The organism is Marinovum sp. PR37 (genome assembly GCF_028807375.1).
Taxonomy (GTDB): domain Bacteria; phylum Pseudomonadota; class Alphaproteobacteria; order Rhodobacterales; family Rhodobacteraceae; genus Marinovum; species Marinovum algicola.
In genome coordinates this window covers 53,393-66,745 of record NZ_JARAML010000001.1, presented here as the reverse complement: position 1 = coordinate 66,745, position 13,353 = coordinate 53,393, and the positions used below count along the sequence as shown (strand labels likewise).

Below are 13,353 nucleotides of genomic sequence, written 5' to 3'. Positions count from 1 at the left end.
AAGGAACACCGAGATGGGCTGGAAAACTCTCGACGACATGGACCTCGACGGCAAGATCGTGCTGACGCGTGTCGACATCAACGTGCCGATGGATAACGGCAAAGTGACCGATGACACCCGCATTCAGCGCATCGTTCCGACGATCCGGGATATCCTCGCCAAGGGCGGCACCCCGGTGATGCTGGCCCACTTCGGCCGCCCCAAGGGCAAGCCGGTGCCCGAGATGAGCCTGCGACAGGTGGTGCCCGCGCTCGAAGCCGCGCTCGGCCAGGCGGTCACCTTTGTCGAACGCCCCTCACGCGAGGCGCTGGACGATCTGGCCCCGGGGACCATCGTGCTGGTGGAAAACACCCGGTTCTCCGAGATGGAAGAGAAGAACGATCCCAGGATGGCGCAATTCCTTGCCTCGCTGGGCGACGTCTACTGCAACGACGCGTTTTCCGCCGCGCACCGCGCCCATGCCTCGACCGAGGGCGTGGCGCGGCTGCTGCCGGCCTGCGCCGGCCGGCTGATGCAGGCCGAACTTTCGGCGCTGGAAAAGGCGCTCGGCCAACCGGAGCGCCCGGTGGTGGCCGTGGTTGGCGGCGCCAAGGTCTCGACCAAGCTCGACCTGCTGGGCAATCTGGTCAGCAAGGTCGATCATCTGGTGATCGGTGGCGGCATGGCCAATACCTTCCTCGCCGCGCAGGGAATCGACGTCGGCAAATCGCTGGCCGAACATGACATGACCGACACCGCCCGCGAGATCATGGCCAAGGCCCAGGCCGCCGGCTGCAACATCCTGCTGCCCTTCGACGTGGTGGTCGCCCGCGAATTCAAGGCCGGGGCCGAAAACGAGACCGTCGCCGCCGATGCCTGCCCCGCCGACGCGATGATCCTCGACGCCGGGCCGGAGACGGTGAAGAAGGTGGCCGAGGTGCTGGAAGATGCCAAGACGCTGATCTGGAACGGCCCGATGGGCGCCTTCGAGATCGAGCCTTTCGACCGCGCCACCAATGCCGCCGCGAAACAGGCCGCCGAACTGTCCAAGGCCGGCAGGCTGATCTCGGTCGCCGGCGGCGGCGACACCGTGGCGGCGCTCAACAAGGCCGGGGCGGCCGAGGATTTCACCTATATCTCCACCGCCGGCGGCGCCTTTCTCGAATGGATGGAAGGCAAGACCCTGCCCGGCGTCGCCGCCCTCGGCTGACACCTCCGACCAGGGCCGGAGGCCCGGAGCGCGCGTTGAACACAGGCGCCCTCGCAGATTGCTGCGAGGGCATTTGACCTTGGGTGCCTGCTGGCGGACGAAGCTGTTGTTCACGCCGAAGCGGCCGGTGACCGCACCCAGGCCGAAGCGTACATCAGGGGTCGAGTTAGCCCAAATACGACGCCCCGAGAGAAATGGCGGCAACTGCTCGTTCACCGCAGGTATGATCACCTTCGCAGTCGGCATACAAAGCGTAATCGATGGGAACTGGGGATAGTGCGGTCGAGACAATGTACTACCGTCGGGCGCCGGTGTCGGCTTATGCTGCGTTGACATACGCTTTTCAAAGACCCAACCTCATACTTGCTATGGCTGAAAAGTCGCTTCGAGAAGACGAATCAAAGCAAGGTGGTCATCCTTGGGTGCCCCATTTCGATGAAAGTATTTATAAATTGGCAAAAATTAACAATCTAATACGCTTATCAGATGAGTATGGAATTGACCCAAAGAAACTTGAAAATTTAGGGGTTCTAAACCCAACTTTGGCAGCGGACATTCTTGTTTTCGTTGATCCATTGCTGCTTCGAAAGTCGAAGAACGTGATCTTTTCGAAGGATGCTGCGGACGCCTTTGACACATATTTCGAGCAAGTTATCAAGCTGGTTTCCGTAATAAAAAACGAAGGGGACAAACCTTGGAAGGCGGCGTTCAAGAAGTTGTCCTTCCCTGAATATGGATGGACCAAGCTCGGATATGGTGGGGACCGGGGCGCAGGTTCTGGCGAGAAAACTACTAAAGCACTTCTCGCCTCCGCAATAGAAGTCATTGGCATTGGGGTGCAAGACCCGGACCTCTTTACCGCACTTTCAGTTTTTGAAGAGGGCATAGGTCCAGACCGAATTAGCGATATGACATGCCACATCATTTCTGGGCAGATTGTTAAATTCAACGAGGTGTTGGCCAATGATTTGGATGTCGCAACCAAGAGATATGACATCAGACTAAAGAACGGCGGAAACATTTCTGGCACATTAATACCAAATCCTTACCTCACAGAAGACGGCCCTATCTTGCTAGTTCCAAAGGACATTCTAAGGGACCTTCCTCTTGCGGCAGACTGGGCGGACGTAAGCAAGGCCATCAAGGACAACGACGATCACCGAGAAGTACTAAGTTACCACATCGCAAACCTTTGGCAACAAAAGTCAAAACAGCAGAAATCCGAAACCAAAGAGTACTATACTCAAGACAAAGAACACTTCCAAGAATTTCTAAGGCTTCTTCGCCTTGCAGCAGATGCGCCGTATGACTTTGGAACCGATCCCAAAGGAGAGTTGTTCTGGCGTCAACTGGCACACCAATTAATTGAGTTAGAACCGTTCGAGGAATGGGCGCCGAAGAAGACCGGTCCGGACAAACTGCGCGAATGTGCTGACACTTGCATCGAAAACGTTCGTTTCTTGTTTGAGAAGAGGCGCTACGCCTCAGAACTGTACGCAAAAGGGAAGCTTAGGGGTGAAAAAGCCGCACAGAAGCTATTCTTCTGCGTGGCCTATGCATTCTGTAAGGCGCAAAAGATCGACATTATCCCAGAGGCCGAGACAGACTACGGCCCCGTTGACTTTAAGTTTTCTACTGGATTTGATGAAAGGCTTCTGGTTGAGATCAAACTGTCGAACAACGACCTCAAGAAAGGCTATGAGAAGCAGTTGCGCCTTTATGCCGAGGCGGAAGAAACAGCGGCTGCAATTTTCTTGGTCTTCGACTTAGGCGGTCACGATGAAAAGATTAACGATCTTCTGGCTTTAAAGAACAAGCGAAGGGCAGATGGTCTTTTTGCGCCAGATATTGAAATTATCGATGCGCGGCTACAACGTTCTGCAAGCGTATGACCCCTCCGATTTGCACGCACCCACAAATTTGCACCTGATGTTGGCAATGCGGTTCACCTCTATTTTTCTGGCTTTAGCGGCTGCTACGAGTGACCAGTTAACCGGGTGCATCGAAACACCTTGCGGATGGAGCCGATGGCGAGTTTGGTCCGCTGGCTAAATCTTGCAAAATCCGCTTTCTGCGCATAGCAGCCCTTCGCGCGTAGCGCGGCTTCAAATAGTCTGGCCTCCAAGCCCCCCTTCCCTCTGGATGGATCGCGCGCGCCGTCGCCCGCCCAAGCTCCCCTCGCGCAAGGCGCCCGGGCCCGCCGGTCCTTGTCCGAGGCCGCGCCCGGTGCGCCGCGCCTGCCCTGTCGCCCCGTGGGCAACAGAGCGGCCAAGTTAGCGCCATCACGCCGCGCTGCACATTGCAAGCGCCGGCCCCCTCGCTTACCACTGCCAGACAGGGGGCGGTCACGCCCCGGTGATCAACTTTCGGGACGGACATTTCCATGAGCAACGACGCAATGGCCAAGCAGATGGCCAACAAGGACGGCTTTATCGCGGCACTCGACCAGTCGGGCGGCTCGACCCCCAAGGCGCTGCGTCTTTACGGCATCGAGGAAGACGCCTATTCCGGTGACGAAGAGATGTACGGCCTGATCCACGAGATGCGGGCCCGGATCATCAAATCCCCGGCCTTTTCCGGCGACAAGGTGATCGGCGCGATCCTGTTCGAACGCACCATGGACGGCGACATCGACGGCACGCCCACCGCCGAATACCTCTGGGACACATGCGGCGTCGTGCCCTTTCTCAAGGTCGACAAGGGGCTTTGCGAACCGACCGATGGCGTCAAGCTGATGAAGGCCATTCCCGGTCTCGACGCGCTCTGCGCCCGCGCCGTGGGCAAGGGCATCTACGGCACCAAGATGCGTTCGGTGATCGATGCGGCCAACCCGGCCGGCATCACCGCCATCGTCTCGCAACAGTTCGAGTTCGGCCGCGAGATCAAGGCCAACGGGCTGATGCCGATCCTCGAACCGGAGGTGACGATCACCATCGACGACAAGGCCGAAGCCGAGGCGATCCTGCGCGACGAGATCCTCAAGCACCTCGACAAACTGCCCGAAGGCGAGCAGATCATGCTCAAGCTGTCGCTGCCCAGCGAGGACAATTTCTACAAGCCGCTGATCGACCACCCCAAGGTGATGCGCGTCGTGGCGCTCTCGGGCGGCTATTCGCGCGACGAGGCCAACACGCTTCTGGCCAGAAACGAAGGGCTGATCGCCAGCTTCTCGCGCGGGCTGACCGAAGGCCTCTCGGCACAGCAGAGCGACGAGGATTTCAACGCCAAGCTGGGCGACGCGATCGACTCGATCTATCAGGCGTCGAAAGCGGGCTGAGCCCCGGCGCAATTCCAGAACGACACGGGGCGGCCCTGCGGGGCCGCCCTTTTCACGCGCCGCCGCCTCCTGTCGCCGGCGCCCCGACAGTGAGCGGCAACCGCAACCGCAAGAGCGCGCCATTCGGCACATCGCCGACTTCGATCTCGCCATCGTGAAGCGTGGCCACCGATTGCACGATGGAGAGGCCGAGGCCGCTGCCTTCGCCGGGCTCGACCTGACCGAAGCGCCGAAAGGCGATCTCGGAGTTGTCGGGGGACAGCCCGCGCCCGTCGTCAGTGACCTCGACCAATGCCCGATCCTCCTGCCGCAGGGTGCGGATCGCGATCCGGCCCAGCCCCGGCCCGCCATGGCGCAGCGCATTGTCGATCAGATTGCGGACGGCCTCGCCGATCAGCGTGGCATCGCCGCAGACCGGCAAGGGCTCGGGGCTGCGGTCGAAGGAAAAGCCGATATCCTGACCGAGCACCGCCGGCGCCAGATCGGCAGAGACTTCCTCGACCACGGCATTCAGGTCAAAGGGTTCCGGCGTGGCGGTGTTGCCATAGTGCAGCCGTTCCAGATGCAGCAGCTGCCCGGCCAGCCGCGCCGATTTGCGCGAGGCGGAAATCAGCTCCTGCTCGCGCTGGCGCCGGGCCTCGGGGTCGGTCACATCCGGCAGGGTCTCTGCCAGCGACAGGATCGCCGCCGCCGGATTGCGCAGCTGATGCGCGGCGTCGGAGATAAAGGCCTGGTGGGTCTGGATCGAATGATCGACCTGGCCGAGCAGACGATTCAGCGTCGCGACGATCCCTGTGACTTCGGCCGGCACCGGCCGCCGGATGCGGCTCAGGTCGTCCGGCGACCGCTGTTCGATGGCGTCCTGAAGATCGCGCAGCGGGCGCAGGCCGAATTGCACGCCGAACCAGACGACGATGGCCAGCGTCGCGATCAGCGCGGCCATCAGGGCCACCGCGCGGCGGGCCAGCGCGGCGGCAAAGGCGTTGCGGTCGCTGATCCGCTGCCAGGCGGTCACCACGGTCTCGCCGGTCAGATTGCCGATGGTGGTGGTTTCCGACATCCGCAGCACGCGCACCGCCTCGCCGCGATAGAGGGCGCGAAAATAATGCGGGCCGTCGCCCGCGCGCGGCTCGCTCTGGCGCGGCGGATAGGCGTAGCCGGTGACATAGATGCCGCCGGGACCGGTCACGTGATAGAATAATTCGCCGCCGCCCGCGTCCGAGATCAGCCCGCGGGTGCGCGGCGACAGCGCGTCACCCTCGGAAATCGCCACATCGCGGGAAATGGCCAGCGCGGCGGCCAGCAGGCCGCGGTCGAACAGGTCTTCGGCGGTGGCCCGCGCCGTCTCGATCCGCCAGAATCCCAGCAGGATCGCCACCAGGATCAACGGCGCCAGGATCATCAGAAAGAGCCGCGCACGCAGCGACAGGGCGGTGCGGGTCATGCGCCGTCGACATCCAGCATGTAGCCCAGCCCGCGCGCCGTCTTGATCCGCACGCCGTAGGATTCCAGGCGCTTACGCAGCCGCGAGACATGCGGCTCGATGGCGCTGTCCTCGACATCGGCGCCGGTGCCGTAGACATGCGCCATGAGCTGCGGCTTCGACACGATCCGCCCGCGCCGTTCGAACAGGCATTCCAGCGTCGCGATCTCCTTGCGCGGGATCTCGAGCGGCCGGTCGCCATCGAGGAGCTGCCGCGCGCTGCGGTCGAAGACCAGCCCGCCAAGCCTGTCACGGGCCGAGAACACAAGATCCTTGCGCCGTGCCAGCGCCCGGAGCCGCGCCTCGAGCTCGTCCATCTCGAAGGGTTTGGTCAGGTAATCGTCGGCCCCGGCATCCAGCCCGGCCACCCGCTCTTCGGTTTCGCTGCGCGCGGTCAGGAGGATCACCGGCGTGCCGTCCCCGCGCCGCCGCAGCGCACGCAGGATATCCAGCCCGGACATGCCCGGCAGGTTGATGTCGAGCACCACCAGATCGGCGCCTTCCTGGGCGAGAAACCGGTCGGCCTCTTCGCCGTCATGCAGCGCGTCCACGGCATGACCACGGTCGCGCAGCCGATAGGCAATGCCGTGGGCCAGCTCCACGTTGTCTTCGATGATGGCAATTCGCATGGCGTGAACTTTGTCATGTTGCGCAAGTTTCGCGCAAGGTTGGAACGTCATTGTGTCTCCATTGGAGAGGGGATTCGTTCCCTTAATGGAAGACCGATTGCGCCGGACGGGAGACCGTGAGGCAATCGAAACCGTCCAGGGAGGACACCAATGACCATACGTACACTCGCATCCACCGTGGCTGCGGCCGCGCTTGTCGCCGCCACCGCCGCCTCGGCCGAGGTCGATTTTTCCGGAGAGACCATCGAATGGGTTATCCCGTTCTCGGAAACCGGCGGTTCGGCCAAATGGGCCAATTTCTTTGCCCCGCTGCTCTCGGAAGAGCTGCCCGGCAACCCCACCGTCGTCGTCAAGTTCATGCCGGGCGCAGGCTCGACCAAGGGCGCCAACTGGTTCCAGGAACAGGAACACGAAGACGGCACGCTGATGTTCGGCACCTCCGGCTCGACCCAATTCCCCTATCTGCTCGGCGATCCCCGCGTGCGCTATGAATACAGCGACTGGGTGCCGGTCATGGCCTCGGGCACCGGCGGCGTGGCCTATCTCAACGCCGAAGACGGCAAGAAATTCGACGGCTCGGCCAACAACCTGAAAGACATCGATTTCATCTACGGCTCGCAAGGCGCCACCCGCCTCGATCTGGTGCCGCTGCTCGCCTGGCAGATGCTGGGCATGAACGTCGAGCCGGTGTTCGGCATCAAGGGCCGCGGCGATGGCCGGCTGATGTTCGAGCGCGGCGAAGCCACCATCGACTATCAGACCTCCTCGGCCTACCTCGGCGCCGCCAAGGATCTCGTCGATGCCGGCACCGCCGTGCCGATGATGACCTGGGGCGCGCTGGATGACGATGGCAACATCGTCCGCGACCCGACCTTCCCGGACATCCCGACCTTCAAGGAAGTCTGCGAAGCCACCGAGGGCTGCGAAACCTCCGGCGAGGCCTGGGACGCCTGGAAAGCCTTCTTCATCGCCGGCTTCCCGGTGCAGAAAATCGCCTTCCTGCCGGCCGGCACGCCGGATGACGTGCGCGAGACCTATGAAGCGGCTTTCGACGCAGTGCGCAACCGCGACGACTTTGTCGAAATCGCCGCCAAGCGGGTTGGCAAATATCCGGTCTTCGTGGGCGAAGGCGCGGCCCGGGCCACCAAGGAAGGCACCACCGTGTCCGCCGATGCCAAGGCCTTTGTCACCAACTGGCTGCAAGAGGCCTACGGCGTCTCGCTGAACTGATAATCGAGCAGAAGCGCGGTCCGGGGCACGATTGCCCCGGGCCGCACCTCCGACTCCCCCCTCACAATTCAAAAGGCCGGTGCGATGGATATTCTCGCAACAGCCCTGCCCGCCCTCGGCGATGCATGGGCCCTGATTCTGCAACCTGTTGTTCTCGGTTATCTTGTTCTGGGTGTGGTCATGGGCCTCGCCGTGGGGGTCTTTCCCGGCCTGGGCGGCATCGCCGGGCTGTCGCTGCTGCTGCCTTTCATGTTCGGCATGGAACCGGTGCTGGGCCTTGCGCTGATGATCGGCATGGTCGCCGTGGTGCCGACCTCGGACACCTTTGCCAGCGTGCTCATGGGCATCCCCGGCTCCTCGGCGTCACAGGCGACGGTGCTGGACGGCTTTCCGCTGGCCAAACGAGGCCAGGCCGCGCGGGCGCTGGCCGCTGCCTTTTCCTCGTCGCTCTTCGGCGGGCTGGTGGGCGCGCTGTTCCTGACGATCTTCATTCTGGTGGCCCGGCCCATCGTGCTGGCCTTTGGCCTGCCGGAAATGCTGATGATCACCATCCTCGGCCTGTCGATGGTGGCGGTTCTGGCCGGCCGCGTCGCGCTCAAGGGGCTGGCCGCCGCCGGACTGGGCCTGATGATCGGCACCATCGGCGAGGCCGACGCCGGCGGCTCGCTGCGCATGGCGACCTATGACATTCCCTATCTCACCGACGGGCTGAAGCTGGTGATCGTCGGTCTCGGCATCTTCGCGGTGCCGGAAATCGTCTCGCTGCTGCGCCAGGACCGCTCGATCGCCAAGGACGCCAAGCTGGGCGCCGGCTGGGGCGCGGGCGTACGTGATTGGTTCGCCAACAAGTGGCTCTCGGTCAGCTGCTCGCTGATCGGCGTGCTGGTGGGCATCATTCCGGGCCTTGGCGGCTCGGTCGTCGACTGGATCGCCTATGGCCATTCGGTGCAGACCACCAAGGACAAGTCGAACTTCGGCAAGGGCGAGATCCGCGGCGTCATCGGCCCGGAAAGCTCGAACAACGCCAAGGAAGGCGGCGGCCTGGTCCCCACCCTGCTGTTCGGCATTCCCGGCTCGGGCTCGATGGCGATCTTCATCGGTGCCATCGCGCTGCTGGGCTCGGGCGATATCGAGGTCGGCCCCTCGATGCTGCGCGACAACCTCGACATCACCTATTCCATCGTCTGGCTGCTGGCGCTGGCCAATGTGGTGGGCACGCTGCTCTGCATCGCGGCGTCCGGCGGCATCGCCCGGCTGACCACGATCCGTTTCACCTATCTCGCGCCGTTCCTCTTCATGCTGATCTCCTTTGCGGCCTTCCAGTCGGGGCAGAACTTCGAAGACCTTCTGGCGCTCTTCGTGATCGGGCTGATCGGCATCTTCCTGCGCCGCTTCGACTGGTCGCGCCCGGCCTTCCTGATCGGTTTCGTGCTGTCCAACCCGGTCGAGAAATTCTCGAACCAGGCGTTCCAGATCGCCTCGTTCCGCTTCCGCAAATCCTTCGAGGAGGGCATGGATTACGTGTTTTCGCCGATCGTGATCGTGCTGATCATCGTCACCGTGGTGTCGGTCGTGCTCGGTCTGCGGCAGGCCAAGTCGATCATGGCCGAAGGCGACGTCCAGTCCGGCTCGAAACGCGCGCCGCTGGTCTTCCTGCTGGTGATCTCGGCCTATCTCGTGACCGCGCTGATCAATGCCTCGCTGATCCCGAACTTCAACCTGACCGACAAGATCGTGCCGCTGGTGGTCGGAGGCATCGCCCTGACCTGCTGCTTGATCATGCTGGTGCAGATGATGCTGCGGCCAGAGACCGACGTGATCTTTGCCGACAAGGAAGTCTCGGGCGAGGACGCCGATGCGCCTTATGGTCTCTGGTCGACGCTGGCCTGGTTTGCTGCGCTGATCGGGCTGACCTTTGTCGTCGGCTTCATCCTTGCGCTCGTCGGCTTCATGACCGCTTTCCTGCGGGTCCGCGCCGGCGCCTCCTGGCAGAAGACCGCGATCCTCACCGCCGCCGGCGTCGCGCTGATGTGCGTCATGGCCGGGGCGCTCAATCGCGATTTTCCGCCGGGCCTGTTGCAGGACGCCGTCGACCTGCCCTGGCCGCTGAACTGAGAGGGATCGAGATGACACAGACCGGCATTCCTTTCGTCTTCATGCGCGGCGGCACGTCACGCGGCCCCTACTTCAACCGCGCCGACCTGCCCGAAGAACTCGACAGGCTGGCCGAGGTGCTGATCGCCGCGCTGGGCTCTGGCCATCCGATCAATATCGACGGCATCGGCGGCGGCGTTGCGGTGACCACCAAGGTCGCCATGCTCTCGCCCTCCGAGGATCCCTGGGCCGATGTCGATTACTTCTTTGCCCAGGTGTCCGTCAGCGACCGGCTGGTCGATTTCAAACCGACCTGCGGCAATATCCTCTCGGGGGTCGGGCCGGCCGCCATCGAACTGGGGCTGGTGACACCGACGACCGACAAGACCGAGATCCGGATCCGCGCGGTCAACACCGGCGCCAAGGTTGTGGCGAAACTCCAGACCCCGGGCGGCGTGCTGACCTATGACGGCGCGGCCGAGATTGCCGGCGTTCCGGGCAGCGCCGCGCCGATCGCGCTCAACTTCATGGGGGTTGTCGGCTCGTCGACCGGAAAGTTCCTGCCCACCGGGCAGCTGCGCGACGAGATCGACGGGATCGAGATCACCTGCATGGATGTCGCGATGCCGATGGTTCTTGCCCGCGCCGCCGATTTTGGCCTGAGCGGCCATGAAACCCTGGCGGAGCTGAACGAAAACAAGGCGTTCTTTGCCCGCATGGAGGCGGTGCGCATCAAGGCCGGGGCCCGGATGGGCATGGGCGACGTGGCGCAATCGGTCACCCCCAAGTTCGGGCTCTTCGCCCCGGCCCGCGACGGCGGCACCATTGCGGCGCGCTATTTCATGCCCTGGGACACCCACCCCAGCATGGCGGTCACCGGCGGACAATGCATGGCCTCCTGCGCTCTGACCCCGGGCACCATCGCCGACGGCCTGCTCGACCGGCCGACGGAAAGCCCGGCCAATGTGGTGCTGGAGCATCCATCCGGCACCATCGAGGTGCTGGTGGACTTTGACGCAAGCGAGGGCTTCGCACTGAATTCGGCCGGGCTTTTGCGCACCGCACGCAAGCTGGCGGATGGCCGTGTCTACGTGCCGGCGCACATCTGGCAAGGCCCTTGAGCCGGCCGTCTGCCCATCCGCATTTCCGTTCTTCTGTCGCATCGAGGGAAAAGGACCCATGTCAGAATACGATCAACTCCGCTCCGCTGTCGCCAATCTGGAAAGGCTTCGCTTCGACCTGGTCAAGAAGATCGAGGCGCGCGAAGGCGATACCCGCACCATGACCGAGTTGCACCAGCGGGTGAGCAAGGCTCTCACGGCGCTCTCGGGGCAAGGCTGACTGGCGGGATTGATCCGGCGGGGAAATTTGGTATACCTTGGTATACATAAATGACGGAGGCACCATGTCGGAGATTGCCAAGGCTCGGGCGCATCTGCATGCGGCGCTGCAAGAGGTGACCCGCGACCTTGCGGAGTACCCCGGCCCGATTGCCGGCTGCGACGCGCAATACACCCACCTTCTGGCCACGCGGACCCGCATCCGCAACGCCCTGACAGCCCTCGACGGCGAGGTGTTCGTCGCCACGCCGCGCAGCCTGCACCCCGGCGCGGGGGTGGAAAGCCGATGAAGGTCCACATCCTCGACGATTGGTTCGACACGCTGCGCGGCCTGCCCTGCTTTCGCCTGCTCGACGGGCACGAGGTGACGGTCTGGACCGATCACGCGCCCGGCGAAGCCGCCCTGCCAGACCGCCTGCACGACGCCGAGGCGCTGGTGCTCTTTCGCGAACGCACCAAGGTGACCCGCGGGCTGTTGCAACGCCTGCCGAACCTGCGGCTGATCTCGCAGCGCAGCGTCTATCCGCATGTGGATGTTCCGGCCTGCACCGACACCGGCGTGCTGCTGTGTTCCAACATGCATTCCGGCACGCCGTCTTATGCCGCGGCGGAGCTGACCTTTGGCCTGATCCTCGCGGCGATGCGGCAGATCCCGCAACAGATGGCCTCGGCCCGGGCCGGGCATTGGCAGATGGGCGTCGGCAAGACGCTGCGCGGCCGCACGCTGGGTCTTTACGGCTATGGCCGGATCGCCGGCGCCGTGGCGGACTACGCCCGCGCCTTCGGAATGAAGGTCGTCTGGTGGAGCTCCGAGGCCGGCCGGGCCCGCGCCCGGGCAGCGGGCGAAACCGTGGCCGAAAGTCGCGCGGCGTTTTTCGCCGAAAGCGACGTGGTCTCGATCCATGTCCGGCTGAAGCCCGACACCCGCGGTATCGTCACCGCAGCGGATTTCGCCGAAATGCAGGATGGGGCGCTCTTTGTGAACACCTCACGCGCGGGGTTGGTGGCACCGGGCGCGCTGCTTGACGCGCTGAACGCCGGGCGCCCCGGCATGGCGGCGGTCGATGTATTCGAGACCGAGCCGCTGACCGATCCCGACGATCCGCTGTTGTCGCACCCCCGGCTGATCTGCACGCCGCATATCGGCTTTGTCACCGAGGACGAATTCGATCTTCAGTTCAGCGATATCTTCGCGCAGGTGAACGCCTTTGCCGAAGGCCGGCCGATCCACATGATCAACCCCGAGGTCCGAATCTGACCCTCCCCCCGCCCCGGAGCCTTGCCAAAGACGGCCGCAGTCCTGCGCGCCGTCTTTTTCTTTGTGCAGCCGCGCTTTTGCCGGATGGGCGGCGGAAACAAAGGTTGACTATCTATGTATCCAACTGTATACATCCGGATACCAACACCGAGGAAATGAGATGAGCGACCAGGACGACGCGTCACAGCCCGGACCGCAAGGCAGTTCGACCTACACCCGCCTGTTGGACGAGATCCGCGAGGGGCAATTGCTCCCCGGTGATCGCCTGCGCGAGACCGAGCTGGCCGAGCGTCTGAACGTCTCGCGCACGCCGGTGCGCGAAGCGATCCGACAGCTCGAGGCCGACGGGCTGGTCGCCCATGTGCCGCGCCAGGGCGCGACCGTGCGCAGCCTCGATTATGCCGAGGTGATGGAGCTTTACGAGATGCGCGCCGTGCTTGAGGGCACCGCCGCGCGGCTGGCGGCGCGGGCCGCCTCGGATGTGGAACTGGACGAACTCGGCGCGCTGAACGACCAGCTGGCCGAAGCCGGAACCGGCCCCGAGGCGACGCGGATCAACCGCATTTTCCACGCCACGCTTCTCGATGCGGCCAAGAACCGCTTTCTTGCCCGGTCGATGCTGTCGCTGCAAAAGGCGCTGCTGATCCTCGGGCCGTCGCAGCTCCTGGACGGCCAGCGCGCCGACGAGGCGGTGAGCGAGCATCGCGACATCATGGCGGCACTTCAGGCCCGCGACGGCGCCGCCGCCGAGGCGCAGATGCGCGCCCATATCGAAGCCGCGCAGCGCATGCGCATCCGCGCCCTGCGCGAGCGCGACCGGGGCCACGACGACACCTAGAGGACAGCCATGACA

At 63.6% G+C, this 13,353-nt stretch carries 12 protein-coding genes; 10 read left to right on the top strand and 2 right to left on the bottom strand.

Features of this window, described 5'->3' with window-relative positions; genetic code table 11:
- The first annotated feature begins 13 nt into the window (after window positions 1–13).
- From PVW49_RS00355 to PVW49_RS00345, 3 genes are all read left to right on the top strand, one after another.
- A complete protein-coding gene (locus PVW49_RS00355; RefSeq protein WP_274589631.1) occupies window positions 14–1,189 on the top strand; it encodes a phosphoglycerate kinase in 1,176 nt (391 codons plus the stop codon).
- A gap of 290 nt (window positions 1,190–1,479) precedes the next feature.
- Window positions 1,480–3,081 (top strand): hypothetical protein, encoded by a 1,602-nt coding sequence (locus tag PVW49_RS00350; RefSeq protein ID WP_274589630.1) that lies wholly within the window; start codon window positions 1,480–1,482, stop codon window positions 3,079–3,081.
- A 491-nt stretch (window positions 3,082–3,572) separates the two neighbouring features.
- Window positions 3,573–4,466, top strand: coding sequence for a fructose bisphosphate aldolase (locus PVW49_RS00345; protein WP_074836668.1), 894 nt, complete (start codon window positions 3,573–3,575; stop codon window positions 4,464–4,466).
- A 52-nt stretch (window positions 4,467–4,518) separates the two neighbouring features.
- On the opposite strand, the gene PVW49_RS00340 is transcribed toward PVW49_RS00345, so the two are convergent.
- A complete protein-coding gene (locus PVW49_RS00340) occupies window positions 4,519–5,910 on the bottom strand; it encodes a sensor histidine kinase (protein WP_274589629.1) in 1,392 nt (463 codons plus the stop codon).
- Window positions 5,907–6,578: a response regulator transcription factor gene (locus PVW49_RS00335; protein WP_048532064.1), complete on the bottom strand. Its 672-nt coding sequence runs from the start codon at window positions 6,576–6,578 to the stop codon at window positions 5,907–5,909. Before PVW49_RS00335 ends, PVW49_RS00340 begins: the two co-directional genes overlap by 4 nt.
- Window positions 6,579–6,728: 150 nt before the next feature.
- On the opposite strand from PVW49_RS00335, the gene PVW49_RS00330 reads away from it, so the two are divergent.
- The 7 genes from PVW49_RS00330 to PVW49_RS00300 all read left to right on the top strand — a co-directional run bounded on the left by PVW49_RS00330 (window position 6,729) and on the right by PVW49_RS00300 (window position 13,338).
- Window positions 6,729–7,808, top strand: a complete 1,080-nt coding sequence (locus tag PVW49_RS00330; RefSeq protein ID WP_274589628.1) for a tricarboxylate transporter — start codon at window positions 6,729–6,731, stop codon at window positions 7,806–7,808.
- Window positions 7,809–7,892: 84 nt separating this feature from the next.
- Window positions 7,893–9,923, top strand: a complete 2,031-nt coding sequence (locus PVW49_RS00325) for a tripartite tricarboxylate transporter permease (RefSeq protein ID WP_274589627.1) — start codon at window positions 7,893–7,895, stop codon at window positions 9,921–9,923.
- 11 nt (window positions 9,924–9,934) lie between these two features.
- On the top strand, window positions 9,935–11,023 hold the full coding sequence (locus tag PVW49_RS00320; protein WP_274589626.1) for a 4-oxalomesaconate tautomerase: 1,089 nt from the start codon (window positions 9,935–9,937) through the stop codon (window positions 11,021–11,023).
- 58 nt (window positions 11,024–11,081) lie between these two features.
- On the top strand, window positions 11,082–11,243 hold the full coding sequence (locus PVW49_RS00315) for a hypothetical protein (protein ID WP_158499032.1): 162 nt from the start codon (window positions 11,082–11,084) through the stop codon (window positions 11,241–11,243).
- Window positions 11,244–11,307: 64 nt separating this feature from the next.
- On the top strand, window positions 11,308–11,532 hold the full coding sequence (locus tag PVW49_RS00310) for a hypothetical protein (protein WP_074836664.1): 225 nt from the start codon (window positions 11,308–11,310) through the stop codon (window positions 11,530–11,532).
- The gene (locus tag PVW49_RS00305) at window positions 11,529–12,500 is read left to right on the top strand and encodes a D-2-hydroxyacid dehydrogenase family protein (RefSeq protein WP_274589625.1); all 972 of its coding nucleotides are present in this window, start codon (window positions 11,529–11,531) and stop codon (window positions 12,498–12,500) included. Before PVW49_RS00310 ends, PVW49_RS00305 begins: the two co-directional genes overlap by 4 nt.
- A gap of 160 nt (window positions 12,501–12,660) precedes the next feature.
- A complete protein-coding gene (locus tag PVW49_RS00300) occupies window positions 12,661–13,338 on the top strand; it encodes a GntR family transcriptional regulator (protein WP_048532070.1) in 678 nt (225 codons plus the stop codon).
- Window positions 13,339–13,353: the final 15 nt, after the last annotated feature.